Below are 12,578 nucleotides of genomic sequence, written 5' to 3'. Positions count from 1 at the left end.
GATCGAAGCCTTCTGGAGCGTGGGAGGGAATCAAGCGATGCGCGCCCCAAGGTAGAACGTGCGGTTTTGCACCTAGATTATTGACTAACGCGCACACCATGTCGTCGTGAGAAGAGGGCTGATGACCTTGGCCCTGTTGATCACTGGGCGTATAAAAGATATCTGCATAGTGTCCAATCGAAGCAGTGAGGAATCCGGTCGGGATCTCTTTTGGTGAGGCTTCGGCCCCTCCTCAAGCTCCGCTTCAACTTGCATCACGCAACAGTTCGGCCGGTGCACTCGATCAACGATCCGGACGGCGGCTTGCCACGACCTGATCAATGCCCACGAAGTCATGCGACTGCCCACGACGCGATCCGTCGAAACCAGGAGAGCGGGTTGCACGGACCGGCCCTGCGACCTTTGATCCCCGCTTCCCTGCGCCCTGCCGTATGTGTAGAACAAGCGACGCAACCACTCGTATTGCACCAGCAGCGCCAGTCCTTCCTGAGGTCATCGCCGTTTATGATGAAGTCATCCCTCGATCATATGCCATTGCGCAAACAGCGAGAGCTCGGCAGGGTCCTGGACATCCTGCATGAGGAGTTCGAGGATGCGCTGAAACAGGGGACGGCGGACTTCAAGAAGCGCGGCCGGATTCTGAAGATCATCCTGTTCGGCTCCTATGCCAAGGGTGGATGGGTCGACGAGCCGTTCACCATGAAAGGTTACCGGTCGGATTTCGATCTGCTGATCATCGTCAACGACCGCAGGCTCTGCGAATTCGCCGACTACTGGTACAAGGCCGCCGACCGGCTGATCCGCGACAAGTCGATCGAAACCCCGGTGAGCTTCATCGTCCATTCCAGGCGTGAGGTGAACACCTACCTGAAGGAGGGGCAATACTTCTTCTCCGACATCCGCAAGGAAGGCATCGTCCTATATGAACTGGATGATGAGCCGCTGGCGGAGCCGCGCGCGCTGTCGCCGGAAGATCGGTTGCGTATTGGTAGGAACCACTTCTCTGAACGATTTGAGTTGGCCCGATCCTTTGCTCAAGGCGTTGGCTACTACTTAGACCTGAAGAATACCCGCTTGGCAGCATTTCTTCTCCACCAGTCGCTCGAGCAGGCTTATTCCTGCGTGCTCCTCACGCTCACGAACTATGGTCCGCCTTCCCACAACATCAAGTTCCTGCGCTCTCTCGCCGAGGAACAGGACCGGCGTCTGGCCGAGGCGTTCCCGCGCGATCAGCACCGCGAGCGCGCCTGGTTCAACACACTCAACGAGGCCTATGTGAAGGCGCGGTACTCAAAGCACTACGAGATCAGCGAAGAGGCCCTCTCATGGCTGGGAGAGCGGGCCGCCGTATTGCTGGAACGGGTGGACCATGTCTGCAGGGAACACCTTGAAAGACTGCAAGGGACGTAAGCCGAACTGACCCCCGGGCGACCGGCTTCGATTCGGCCGACCGAACGAGCTCACTTTCGACGCTTCCTCATCTAGCCCGCCAATTGGATCCAATGACCAGCTTCGCGATAGGCGCGAAGATCGGGCACCTTGAGAACCAGCGCCCGCGTCGTGTTTTTGTCGATAAATTGGGTCGTGGATCTCTATCCGCCCCCGACCGTGGCGCGGGTTCGGAGGATCGTTTCCAACGCAATGCGTTCATGTGCGTTAACGCAGCTGCGTCAATCATACCCCTGCCCTGTCCATCAGTTCCTTCAGCCCCTCGGGATACGACATCCGATTCCGCTCGCAAAATTGCAGGAAACGGTTGAACGTCGTGATTGACGGGCGGATATTGAGGTTGGCGGACGGCTCCGCCGGCTTCCGGCGGGTCAACTTCTGGACCGGTTCGCGTGCGATGAACCCGTGGCGCTCGCCGATTTCATCGATCTTCCGATCTGAGATCCCAGGTTCAGATTCAATGTCCGGTTTGATATCGGCAAGCTTGCCAAAGCCAAGGTTCTTACCGGTCATGCTGCTGCCCTCACGCTGGCGACGAGATCGACGAGTTCCTCAGCGAGCCGCAGGGCATTGTCCCTGGCTGCCGGCAGCCCGTTCACCTCGGATGGATCGAGCTCGAGCAAGTCGAGCTGGTGGAAGAAGAGCGCCTTGTACGCCGACCGTTCGTACAGGTGATTGCGGAACGTCGGCACATCCCCCGCCGCGAGCTGGCTGGTAATCTGCTTTTCGAGTTTGGTGGCGATCGCCGGCGACGTCCTGGTGAACAGGATGCGGTAGGGGATCGTCTTCTCGAAGGCCTGCTCCTCCTCTTGAATGAGATGGATGGCCCGCGCTGCCAGCTCGGCGTCGGTCGGGCTGGCCTGAATGGGAATGACGACCAGCTGTGCCCTGGCGAGCGCCCGCGACATCAGCCGGCTTGCTGTGCCCTCGAGATCAACGAACACGAACTGGTATTTCTTGCGATACTCGTCAAGCTTGGCGGTGATGCTGCTTTCGTTGACCCCACCGTCGACGATGACAGGATTTTTTGAGGCTCCCCGCCTCCAGCCCTCGATCGGCCTGTTCGGGTCGCAGTCCAGGATAACGACGCTGGCGCCCTGCTGGGCCAGTGTGGTTGCGAGCACGAGTGTCGTCGTCGACTTGCCGGCCCCACCCTTAGGGTTCGCGACGGTAATCACAGGCATTGGAGTCTCCTTTGACGCTGCATGCGTTAGGATGCTTGCCGAAGCATTACGATGCTACTGCGTTAACGCTGACGCATCAAGTGCGTTCTTTTGCATTAACGTTGATGCGTCAATCACCACAGTGAATCTGCGTCGAATGTTGCGGGGCCCCAACTCGGGCGGCCTCTCACCCGGATAGCAAGACACGCCGGCTCGGGCGAGACCCTCGGACGGCGATGAAACCTGTTGCCGCTGCGATCGGGTTTACATCGTCAATATTTTTCAAACCTCGATTGACAACCTTCGGATGCAGTGCGATGCCTTCCCTGTTGATAGGGCTTGGGGCAAAATTACCTATGGACATTTCACAAGAATCGCTTTCCGCGATCGCTTTCGCTCGCCCGGAAATCGAGGCTGACCGGAAACCTGCTTCTGGCCTGCGTGTTCGCCTTTTTGACGAGGGGGACATACCAGCAGTACGCGACATCATGATCCAGCATCATGCGACCACGGTGTTTCGCAACCAGCCTTTTTCCGACTGGAAGCTGAAAAAGCACTTCCAGACGATCCTCTCTCGTCCGCCGCGTATGGTCTGCATTGTGGCGGAATCGGGCGGAGTGCCGTCGGGTGTGGCGTGGGCGACTGCGGATTCGTATATGCTTTCCGACGGCCCGCTGTTTGCCAATGTGCAGGTCATCGCAGTCGACCTGAAGCTCGGCCCCATCAGGCGCGCCAAAATCTTTCTGGCTCTCGTCGCAGGGCTCCGCGATTGGGCCCGGTCGATGGGAGCAAGTCACTCGTTTGTCCATGTGACAACCGGTTCGAAATTGCGAGCGACTGATCGCCTGATGCAGGCCGCTGGGGCTCGTCCAGTTGGAGGAGCTTACGTAGTCCCGTGAGCAATGAGCAGGACGACGAAGGAAATAGCAACCCGGCTGGCTCGGTATTACTTCTGCCTGACTTCGCCCCGGTAAGAGGACCGTTGTCTAAGCTATTCAGATGGTCCTTTTATCTATTTGCTGGATTGGGGACAGTAATTGCTTTTTTTCCGCTGGAGAGCGCCTTTGGCCGCTCCCTTTGCGCAAGTGCTCTACGTCTCGCCGGTCCGCTAACCAATATGGCTCACTTCTATGACAATGAGACCCCTCAGTTGGGGTGCAGGATGCTTTTGTCGTTTTGGGTTTTCCCGCCATTTATTGCGATACTTGCCCCCTTAACGGTATTATTGATTTGTACTTACGTTGAAAAAGAAACACGAAAAAATGCCGGCCGACTTCGTTACATTTCTATTCTTTGGTCGGCTTTTATCTTATTTTTTTCTGCTTTTTACGTATTTCCAGGAAGCAGATATGGAGGGCCTGGTCAATTAATATTCGGCACTAGTATTGTTTTGATTTTTGTATCTTTTGTGTGGCTTTTTCTGTTTTTTCTAATTTTAGAAACAACTATTGTTATAATTAAAAGCTGGAGATCGGTGAGGTAACGATGGCTGACGAAAACCAGAATGACCGAAATTTCGGCTGGGAAAAGGCACCCGGTTGGGCGGGTGATGCGTTTGGCGCTACCAACGATACCATGGGTTTTTTTATCGAAGAGAGTGTGGGTAAAGGAATAGCTGGTCCAACCACTTTTGCAGTTTCGGTTGCGTTCGAATCAATCGCGCGAGAACTGGCTGTCGAACCGCGTCTTCAAATCCTATGATGATATCGTTGCCCACTGCTGCGATGCTTGGCGAAAGCTCGAAAGCCAGCCATGGCGCATCATGTCCATCGGACGCAGAGAATGGGCCAATGGGTTCTAATCAATGAGGATGCGGATTAGCCCCAATAGCATCCGCTATCAAACCTGCCTGACCTGCCCCAGTCGTTCACGTTGATAGCTGCCGTCCTGTACGTGACGGCACCAGTCCAAGTTGTCCAGATACCACCGTACAGTCTTCTGAATGCCCGTCTCGAATGTCTCGGCAGGTTGCCAACCCAACTCATATTTGATCTTGCCCGCATCGATGGCATATCGGCGATCGTGTCCAGGCCGGTCCTGCACGTGGGTGATCAGCGACCTGTATTCTTTGACAGGATGGCCGACACCGGGAGGAGCCAGCTGTTGCAGGACATCGCAGATTGTCCTGACAACTTCCAGATTCTGTTTTTCATTGTGGCCACCGATATTATAGGTCGACCCAACCTGGCCTTCGCTGACCACCTTGTGAAGCGCACGCGCGTGGTCCTCGACGTAAAGCCAATCCCGTATCTGATCGCCAGATCCATAGACCGGCAGAGGCTTCCCCTCCAAGGCGTTTAGGATCACCAAGGGGATCAATTTCTCCGGGAAGTGGTAAGGGCCATAATTGTTGGAGCAGTTGGTCACCAGAACCGGCAGACCATATGTTCGCATCCAGGCGCGAACCAGATGATCGGAACTGGCCTTGCTCGCCGAGTATGGGCTGCTGGGGGCATAGCCGGTGTTTTCGGTAAAAAGGTGGTGGTGGGCATCAACGGTATCGGCTGGGTGAGGCAGGTCGCCGTAAACTTCGTCGGTAGAGATGTGATGGAATCGGAAGGCCTGCCGACGCTCTGCGTCCAATCCCTGCCAATAAGTTCGGCTCACCTCGAGCAGGGTATAGGTGCCAATGATGTTGGTCTCGATAAAGGCCGCGGGACCGTCGATGGACCGATCAACATGGCTCTCTGCTGCAAGGTGCATGACGGCATCTGGGAGATGTTGGTCGAATACCCGCTCTAGCTGAGGCCGATTACAGATATCGACGCGCTCGAACATGTAACGGCTCGATCCGTCGATTGAACGAAGGCTATCGAGATTTCCAGCATAGGTCAGCTTGTCGACGTTGACGACCGAGTCGCCGGTATTCTGGATAATGTGACGGACAACTGCCGATCCGATAAAACCGGCCCCGCCCGTCACCAGAATTTTCATTCCCGTCGATGCTCTTGATGGCTCAGCCGATGGCATCTTTCAAAACCCTGACAACGTGTTCCTGCTGCTCAGCAGTCAGATCAACCCACAGGGGCAGACGCACCAGCCTTTCCGACTGGATGTTGGTCACCTGCAAGTCGCCCTGCGTGCGGCCATACCGTTTTCCGGCGGGCGAAGAGTGCAGGGGCACATAATGGAAAACCGAGAAGATATCGCTCCTCTTCAGTTCACTGAGTACCTTCTGACGATCGATCTCCGGCGCCAGCAAAACGTAGTACATGTGAGCATTGTGCTGGCATTCGTCCGGGACGATGGGCCGGCGAAGCAATCCTCTAGCCTCAAGCGGTTCAAGAAGCGTGTGATAATGTTGCCAGATGTCCAAGCGGTGGTTGGTGATGCGCTCGGCTTCTTCAAGCTGGGCACATAGGAAAGCCGCGATCAGCTCGCCCGGCAAGAACGAAGAACCCACCTCCTGCCAAGTGTATTTATCGACCTCACCCCGGAAAAAGCGTCCGCGGTCCGTGCCTTTTTCGCGGATGATTTCGGCGCGCACCGCCAAGGCGGGGTCGTTCACCAGCAGGGCTCCGCCTTCTCCCGAAATTACGTTCTTGGTTTCGTGAAAGCTGTAGGCCCCGAGATCGCCAATGCTGCCCAGTGCTTGCCCTTTATAGGCTGCCATCACGCCCTGCGCCGCATCTTCCACGACCTTGAGGCCATGGCGTTTGGCAATGCTCATGATGGTGTCCATCTCGCAGGCGACACCCGCATAATGAACCGGGGCGATGGCGCGAGTGCGCGAGGTGATAGCCGACTCGATGAGGCGCTCGTCCAGGTTCAAAGTGTCTTCCCGGATATCGACGAACACCGGAACGCCGCCGCGCAGCACGAATGCATTGGCGGTCGAAACGAACGTGAACGAAGGCATGATGATCTCGTCACCAGGCTCGATGTCGAGAAGCAATGCCGCCATCTCCAAGGCGGCGGTGCACGAGTGCGTCAGCAGCGGTTTTACGCATCCACTCTTATTTTTTAGCCACTCGTGGCAACGCTTCGTGAAAGGTCCGTCGCCTGCAAGCATGTTGCCGAACTTCGCTTCCGCGATGTAGTATAGCTCTTTACCGGTCATGAATGGCCGGTTGAACGGGATTTTCTCGCTCACTGCTGATCCTCTTGAAGCCTGTGCCACTCGTCGGCGACGCCGCGCAGATAGTCGCTGTACTCGCATGCCGGCATGCGCTCGATCAAGGTTTCAAATTGGGCAATGCTGAGGAACCCTCTCACCAGCGCCGCCTCTTCCGGACAACCGATTTTTACGCCTTGCCGTCGCTCGATCGCCTCGATGTAGGAAGAAGCTTCGTGCAGCGCGGTACTGGTGCCGGCGTCAAGCCAGGCAAAGCCGCGGCTCAAGCGCCGTACCTGCAGCTTGCCGAGCCTCAGATACTCCAGATTGATATCAGTGATTTCCAGTTCGCCCCGGACGGACGGCTTCACCGCCTTCGCAATGCCCAGCACGCTGTTGTCGTAGACATATACGCCAGGGACGGCGTAGCTGCTTTTGGGATGCTGGGGCTTCTCTTCAATGGAGATCGCCTTTCCGTTCCGGTCGAACTCCACCACGCCGTAGCGCTCGGGATCCTTGACGTGGTAAGCGAAAATTGTTGCACCACCCGTAAAGCTGGAGACTGCCCGGGGGAAATCGTCCCCACCGGAAAAGATATTGTCGCCCAGCATCAGGATCACATCATCGGTGCCCACAAAATCCGCCGCAATCAAAAATGCCTGTGCAATTCCTTCGGGTCTTGGCTGCTCGCGATACTGGATTGCCACTCCCCACTGGCTGCCATCCCCGAGCAAACTCCGGTACCGAGGCAAGTCGTGTGGCGTCGCAATGAGGCAGAATTCCCTGACCCCTGACGCGATCAGAACGGTCAGAGGGTAATAGATCATAGGCTTGTCGAAAACAGCCTGTAGCTGCTTACTGGAGACTTGCGTCAGGGGATACAGCCGCGAGCCCGCGCCGCCAGCAAGAACAATCGCTTTCATTCATGTCTCCTCACCGACACGATCGGCCTCGATTGGATAAAAACCCCTCATGCTGAAAGATGGTTGCTTCCACATCTTTCTGGCGACGAGTAGTAGTGAACCACCCAGCGGAAGATTCAAACCAGTTCTGATAAGAACACTTTCCGCACGCAATACCCATCGTTGACATAGTCGCGGGTCATCAACCGGCATGTCATCGGATTATGCGATCCAGATACTGGGCTGATCGATACATGGTGCTTACGAGAGACCGCTTCACGGATGCACCCATTTCATCTTTCTGCTCGACTCGGACCCGCAATTGAACAGCAGATCGAGGATCGTCACGCCATGAGTGAACCCGCCCCAGAGCTGGGGATATTCCGGGTAACCCGTATAGTCGAACCAGGTAAGCTCTATTCCTCGCTCTTTGAAGACTTCTTCATCTACATAGTCTTTTGCCGCGGGGCCAGATACGTACCTTGTGCCACCAGCTTGCGCACAAAGCTCTGCCAGACGCTCTGTCTTTCCATCCACCAACCTGTAGTCCCACGAATTGGAAATCACGGTTTGGATCGAAAGATAATCGCATATTGCCTCGATGAATCGACGGTTGAGCTCCGAAAGGCGAATTGGCGATTCATTCAGGTAAAGCGGCTCCAACCACCCAGCGATTTCCTCAAAGTGTGGGGCACGACGATAGTTCTGGACTAGGCTCTTCCAGTGGGCACTCGCCCATTCAGTGCCCTCTATGTCCGTTTCCCGGATTTTCTGGAGGTACTTCCCCTTAACACGGACGGGAACCGTGAGCCATTGAACCCCCTGAGGCGTTTTGATTTGGTTCCGATTGCGCCAATCGCGTCGAGTATATTGCATGTCGTCGTAGAGTATGAACTCATCCACCGCGGCGATCATGTCGAAATAGCCCTTCCACGGGATGTAGTTGGACTGGACGATAGCCACCTTCTTCACTTCATTTCCTTCGCTCGAATGGCTCTGCAGGCACTCAAAGCCTCAGTCGTTGCCGTCGGTTTATAAAGTTCTTGGGCACGGCTGGCATCATAGCCGCCTGCACCTTCTGCAGTCCGCCAAGTACCTACCTCCTGATAGCTTCGAGGAAAAGCAGCTCCCAAACTCGACATGAGTTCCGTCGGAATGCTCCGCGGGCCATCGGGCTCAAAGAGAACCCACGCCTCCGCAATCTTTTCGCACGGAACACGGTCCAGCGCGGCTTTAGCAAGCTTCAGGCTGCCTGGATATCCACCTATGATCCAAGCTTGGCCAATATTTTTTGCACCGATAGCATAAAGGATGCCCGGGGACTGGCCTGATAAATCTATCACTGGGGTATCGGGTTCGAAACCGCCATTTTGGGCGGCCGCCACCGCATCAGCTATATAAGTCGCATAGCCTGCGGATAATACCAAAGCAGACCGTTGCGGTCCGATTTCCAAAGTAGTTTCGTTAAGCCTGAGAGGCTGAGTTTGGCGCTGGGGCTGTTCCAGCCCCGTCTGCAAGAGGACTGCTGTGACCATCTGAGTAGCCAGCGCAAGCGGCAGTGCGAACGACCAGGTTCCACGTTCACGAACAACCGGCCGCAATAGCGTTACGCCTGCCAGCAGCCAGAAAATGCCCGCCCAAGCTCCATTCTCCCAATAATTCCTGTTCGTTCCAAATGCATAAATGTGTGGCATTGCGAGAAAGAAGATGGCTACCGCCCATTGCGCTACTGAAAGAGAACTCAGCGCCTTGGGCCGGCCAAATATCAGGCCGGTCAACGCAGCGGCAAATACTACCCCGAAGATCAGCAGTCCCTCAAATTCTCCGAGACCGGCGGTCTTATGAACTCGGCCAAAGGCGAGCAACGCAGTGGCCGTGAAAAAAACAACAGATACAGCCAGGAAAACGATCACGTCCCTCGGTTTTTCAGACAGAGCACCCCAGATCGCAACAAGTGCCATCACCAAAACAGACAGAATGGCTAGCTGTCCCGGGGTGCGGACTCGAAAATTGTCAATCCGAAGGATTTGACTCATGGTGTGACCACCACCTAGATATCCCCCGAAATCAATCCCAAGCTGGAGTCGTTTTGCAAAACCCAAAATGGATCCGTCGATCACCGTCGCGCTGAGCAGAAGAAGCCCGATAGTGGTCGCGGCAGCAAGCAAAAGCAGTCGAAGCGAGAACTTGCGGGACACTAGAAGGCAGACGAAAATGCCGACAGCCAACGCCACCGCCGTACTTGGCTTGGCCATGAATGCCAACCAACCGCCGATGCCAACGATGATCCATCCAGCGACGCTTTTACGACTGATCGTTTTGTCGGCGAGAAGCAGACCGATGGCAGTAATCATCAGCGACTGAAATGCAAGGCTGTTGTAATTTGGGGTGGCCAACCACGTACTGAACACGACAAGGGAGCTGGTGCCCAACCCTGCGGCAGTGACATGTAGGGCGACACGACCTTGGCGGACCTCAGGCGCGAGTGAAGCCAAGTAGGTATAAGCTAACCCCCATCCCAAGCTGAAGGTGATTACTATGTTGGCTTGCCTGAGCAAGGCAATATCGCCGTTCAGGAGAATATAAAGAGGACGGTAAATAAAACCGAACTGCGATGCCGAAACCTCGTAGATAAAAGGGTTCGACATCCATACGAGGTAATAGCTTTCGTCTGTAAAATCGAGTCCATAGAAGCTGTATCTGAGAAGCCAGCCTAAAATCACCAATGTTCCCAAAACCGAAATGGTCGCCGTTGCATGGCGCGTAACTGCTACCGTCGGATTATTGGTCTTATCTTTCAGAGCCACTCGGCTACTCACTGCTCAATACCCAACTGCAGATAACCTACCCGGTTTACCCACGATCACCGGCACCCCCGAATGTTGAAGACCTCTTAACCCGTTTCGATGGGTGATTCCATACTTGAGTTTGAATAGCCTAGATTTGTAATCTCCATGGAGAAACTCCTTGTCGCTTGTCCATGGATAGGCGATCACAGATCAGGCGACAGCGAGCAATGTGGGAGCAGAACGGGTTACGCTGATCCGACACCTCGAAGTCAAACATAACGTTTGTTTTCAAGCATCGGATACGTTTATCATGATCGGCCCATAACGACATGAGTGTATCGAATGACTTTGGAAAACGGCGACCTCCTCAACGACGTGGCAAATTATTACTCCGACAAGCTCCGGGCGCATGGAAACCGTGCAGCTGGCGTGGATTGGAGCGGTGAGGCGGGCCAGAACCTCCGGTTCTCTCAACTGCTAAAAGTTGTCGACCCCGCAGCTCCATATACAATAGGAGACATCGGTTGCGGATATGGGGCGCTGGTCGACTATCTCAGAACTCTGAACCACGATTTTCAATATACGGGCATAGATATCTCCGAGCAGATGGTTTCGGCTGCCAACGCCCGGTTCGAGAATCAGCAAAATTTCCGGTTCCTGGTCGGGAACTCCCTGGATGAGCCCTCGGACTATTGTGTCGCGTCGGGCATATTCAACGTGCGGCTCGAGCGATCGGACGAAGACTGGCTGAGCTCTATAATCCAGACCATAGAAAAGATGAATGCCTCGTCGCGGAAGGGATTTGCGTTCAACTGCCTCACGTCATACTCGGACTCGGAAAAGATGCGATCCTACCTTTATTATGCCGATCCGCTCGGGCTCTTTGACATATGCAAGCGGCGCTTCTCGCGCAATGTAGCGCTTCTCCACGACTACGGATTGTATGAGTTTACGATAATTGTGCGCAAGGACCTTTAGGTCGCAACCTGCGGCAGTGTAGTCGGTGACTGTGTTGAAATTTTCTCTACCCAACAATCGATTAGCGGTTGAATTTCGGCGGGCACGATCCAGAAAAATTTATGCACTTTAATTGCAACTAAGAAAGCCACGAAACGAAGCATAAATGGAGATCTGCGAGCTGCGAACTCACGGTCTGTTGCAAGTCGCTTCACTGCCTTTTCAAGCATACGCGTATTCATTTTGACATTGAGAGAGGGGATCCTACGCACCGATCGTTTGACTGATGAGGCCGTAATCCAGTTAAGCGACGCCCAGATACCCTCGTTATCAAGTAGGTCCGCCTTGGACCTGATCCGGCTGTCAAACACGTAACGTGTTAACCTCTTTGAGAAGAGAGTCGGAATATTAAAATGCGGTTCGTAAGGAAAGGCATAGTTTGCGCAGGTGAATCTGTAAAAACACCCCAGCTTTAGCGCTCGCCCAACCCGCTCGATGACTCGATCGACATTTCCCACATGCTCCATCACATTAATTGAGAACGCATAATCATATACCAAATCGACGTCCAAATCTTCCGCGTAAGCCCCCAGAAACTCAGGTTCAATACCGTCTTCGGCCGCGCACTTAAGGACCAAAGTCCTCATTTGATCAAAGTGTGAAAATCCATCGCCGACGGGTTCAAGTCCAACGATCTGGTAACCCGCAGACTTTAAAAAGCATGTCAGTAGGAAGGAACCTGCGCCAACCTCAAGAATCTTCGCATCTGGGCGCAAAGATTCTAGGTCCCCACGGATATGGTCAACCGAAAACCGCGCTTCTGCGGAATAAGTGTCGAATATGCCGAGCAACTGCGGAGCATTTACAGAAAAATACGCCCTGGCTTTTTCCAGCCATTGATCGATATATTCATATTTCCTCATTTTGTATCCGCACTTTATGCCGTGTTTAGAGGGAGGGATGGTGTTAAAGGCACTAAGCAGTCGGCATCTATTGCGACTGACTGCAAAGTATAACTCCGAGTAATATTATGAAAATTCCGAGAACCCTCTGTGTATTTAAATTCTCTCCCAGTAGAACGACGCTTCCGAGCGTAACCAGAAACACAGTCATCCCAATGTAGACCGGAAATGCCAAGCTCAGCGCATACCGCTCAACCACTATCATCCACGAAAGCGAGCTGAGAAATGCCGCTACGTAGCCAGATACAATAATGGGATCAATCAAATAGGAAACTAGCCGTTCCCAAATTCCTCCATTGAGC

13 protein-coding genes and 1 pseudogene are annotated in these 12,578 nt (G+C 54.3%); 6 read left to right on the top strand and 8 right to left on the bottom strand.

What is annotated here, in order from left to right:
* Positions 1-504 precede the first annotated feature (504 nt).
* Positions 505-1,410, top strand: coding sequence for a nucleotidyltransferase and HEPN domain-containing protein (locus ACSQ3G_RS23370; RefSeq protein ID WP_436113174.1), 906 nt, complete (start codon positions 505-507; stop codon positions 1,408-1,410).
* Positions 1,411-1,674: 264 nt separating this feature from the next.
* On the opposite strand, the gene ACSQ3G_RS23365 is transcribed toward ACSQ3G_RS23370, so the two are convergent.
* Entirely contained in the window at positions 1,675-1,962 is a 288-nt protein-coding gene (locus ACSQ3G_RS23365; RefSeq protein WP_436111869.1) for a hypothetical protein, read from the bottom strand.
* The gene (locus ACSQ3G_RS23360; RefSeq protein ID WP_436111868.1) at positions 1,959-2,633 is read right to left on the bottom strand and encodes an AAA family ATPase; all 675 of its coding nucleotides are present in this window, start codon (positions 2,631-2,633) and stop codon (positions 1,959-1,961) included. The genes ACSQ3G_RS23365 and ACSQ3G_RS23360 overlap by 4 nt, the downstream gene beginning before the upstream one ends.
* Before the next feature lie 296 nt (positions 2,634-2,929).
* Between ACSQ3G_RS23360 and ACSQ3G_RS23355 the strand changes: the two genes are divergently transcribed.
* The 4 genes and pseudogenes from ACSQ3G_RS23355 to ACSQ3G_RS23340 form a co-directional block, all read left to right on the top strand.
* Complete coding sequence (locus ACSQ3G_RS23355) at positions 2,930-3,511, top strand: GNAT family N-acetyltransferase (protein ID WP_436111867.1); 582 nt, start codon at positions 2,930-2,932, stop codon at positions 3,509-3,511.
* Positions 3,508-4,095 carry a hypothetical protein gene (locus ACSQ3G_RS23350; RefSeq protein ID WP_436111866.1) on the top strand — a complete coding sequence of 196 codons (588 nt, stop codon included), beginning with the start codon at positions 3,508-3,510 and terminating at the stop codon, positions 4,093-4,095. The genes ACSQ3G_RS23355 and ACSQ3G_RS23350 overlap by 4 nt, the downstream gene beginning before the upstream one ends.
* Positions 4,096-4,097: 2 nt before the next feature.
* A complete protein-coding gene (locus tag ACSQ3G_RS23345) occupies positions 4,098-4,313 on the top strand; it encodes a hypothetical protein (protein ID WP_436113253.1) in 216 nt (71 codons plus the stop codon).
* A pseudogene (locus ACSQ3G_RS23340) lies at positions 4,273-4,413 on the top strand (IS630 family transposase); the annotation flags it as partial. The gene ACSQ3G_RS23345 and the pseudogene ACSQ3G_RS23340, both read left to right, overlap by 41 nt.
* A gap of 38 nt (positions 4,414-4,451) precedes the next feature.
* Here ACSQ3G_RS23340 and rfbB read toward each other — a convergent pair.
* From rfbB to ACSQ3G_RS23315, 5 genes are all read right to left on the bottom strand, one after another.
* A complete protein-coding gene (rfbB, locus tag ACSQ3G_RS23335) occupies positions 4,452-5,546 on the bottom strand; it encodes a dTDP-glucose 4,6-dehydratase (RefSeq protein WP_436111865.1) in 1,095 nt (364 codons plus the stop codon).
* Positions 5,547-5,568: 22 nt separating this feature from the next.
* Complete coding sequence (gene rffA / locus ACSQ3G_RS23330) at positions 5,569-6,705, bottom strand: dTDP-4-amino-4,6-dideoxygalactose transaminase (protein ID WP_436111864.1); 1,137 nt, start codon at positions 6,703-6,705, stop codon at positions 5,569-5,571.
* Positions 6,702-7,589, bottom strand: coding sequence for a glucose-1-phosphate thymidylyltransferase RfbA (rfbA, locus tag ACSQ3G_RS23325; RefSeq protein WP_436111863.1), 888 nt, complete (start codon positions 7,587-7,589; stop codon positions 6,702-6,704). Before rfbA ends, rffA begins: the two co-directional genes overlap by 4 nt.
* A gap of 255 nt (positions 7,590-7,844) precedes the next feature.
* Complete coding sequence (locus tag ACSQ3G_RS23320) at positions 7,845-8,540, bottom strand: WbqC family protein (protein WP_436111862.1); 696 nt, start codon at positions 8,538-8,540, stop codon at positions 7,845-7,847.
* Positions 8,537-10,375, bottom strand: coding sequence for a hypothetical protein (locus ACSQ3G_RS23315; protein WP_436111861.1), 1,839 nt, complete (start codon positions 10,373-10,375; stop codon positions 8,537-8,539). Before ACSQ3G_RS23315 ends, ACSQ3G_RS23320 begins: the two co-directional genes overlap by 4 nt.
* 324 nt (positions 10,376-10,699) lie before the next feature.
* Here ACSQ3G_RS23315 and ACSQ3G_RS23310 point away from each other — a divergent pair, with 324 nt between their 5' ends.
* Complete coding sequence (locus ACSQ3G_RS23310; RefSeq protein WP_436111860.1) at positions 10,700-11,335, top strand: class I SAM-dependent methyltransferase; 636 nt, start codon at positions 10,700-10,702, stop codon at positions 11,333-11,335.
* On the opposite strand, the gene ACSQ3G_RS23305 is transcribed toward ACSQ3G_RS23310, so the two are convergent.
* Complete coding sequence (locus tag ACSQ3G_RS23305; RefSeq protein ID WP_436111859.1) at positions 11,332-12,237, bottom strand: class I SAM-dependent methyltransferase; 906 nt, start codon at positions 12,235-12,237, stop codon at positions 11,332-11,334. The genes ACSQ3G_RS23310 and ACSQ3G_RS23305 overlap by 4 nt on opposite strands.
* Between the last annotated feature and the right edge of the window lie 341 nt (positions 12,238-12,578).

Source organism: Neorhizobium tomejilense (assembly GCF_964254135.1).
Taxonomy (GTDB): Bacteria; Pseudomonadota; Alphaproteobacteria; order Rhizobiales; family Rhizobiaceae; genus Neorhizobium; species Neorhizobium tomejilense.
The sequence above is the reverse complement of the archived record's forward strand: the minus strand, read 5'-3'. Positions and strand labels throughout refer to the sequence as shown.

Bases quoted from the DNA above. Each gene is read 5' to 3' on its own strand.
- ACSQ3G_RS23370 (WP_436113174.1), top strand. From the start codon at position 505: ATGATGAAGTCATCCCTCGATCATATGCCATTGCGCAAACAGCGAGAG.
- ACSQ3G_RS23365 (WP_436111869.1), bottom strand. From the start codon at position 1,962: ATGACCGGTAAGAACCTTGGCTTTGGCAAGCTTGCCGATATCAAACCG.
- ACSQ3G_RS23360 (WP_436111868.1), bottom strand. From the start codon at position 2,633: ATGCCTGTGATTACCGTCGCGAACCCTAAGGGTGGGGCCGGCAAGTCG.
- ACSQ3G_RS23355 (WP_436111867.1), top strand. From the start codon at position 2,930: ATGCCTTCCCTGTTGATAGGGCTTGGGGCAAAATTACCTATGGACATT.
- ACSQ3G_RS23345 (WP_436113253.1), top strand. From the start codon at position 4,098: ATGGCTGACGAAAACCAGAATGACCGAAATTTCGGCTGGGAAAAGGCA.
- rfbB (WP_436111865.1), bottom strand. From the start codon at position 5,546: ATGAAAATTCTGGTGACGGGCGGGGCCGGTTTTATCGGATCGGCAGTT.
- rfbA (WP_436111863.1), bottom strand. From the start codon at position 7,589: ATGAAAGCGATTGTTCTTGCTGGCGGCGCGGGCTCGCGGCTGTATCCC.
- ACSQ3G_RS23310 (WP_436111860.1), top strand. From the start codon at position 10,700: ATGACTTTGGAAAACGGCGACCTCCTCAACGACGTGGCAAATTATTAC.
- ACSQ3G_RS23305 (WP_436111859.1), bottom strand. From the start codon at position 12,237: ATGAGGAAATATGAATATATCGATCAATGGCTGGAAAAAGCCAGGGCG.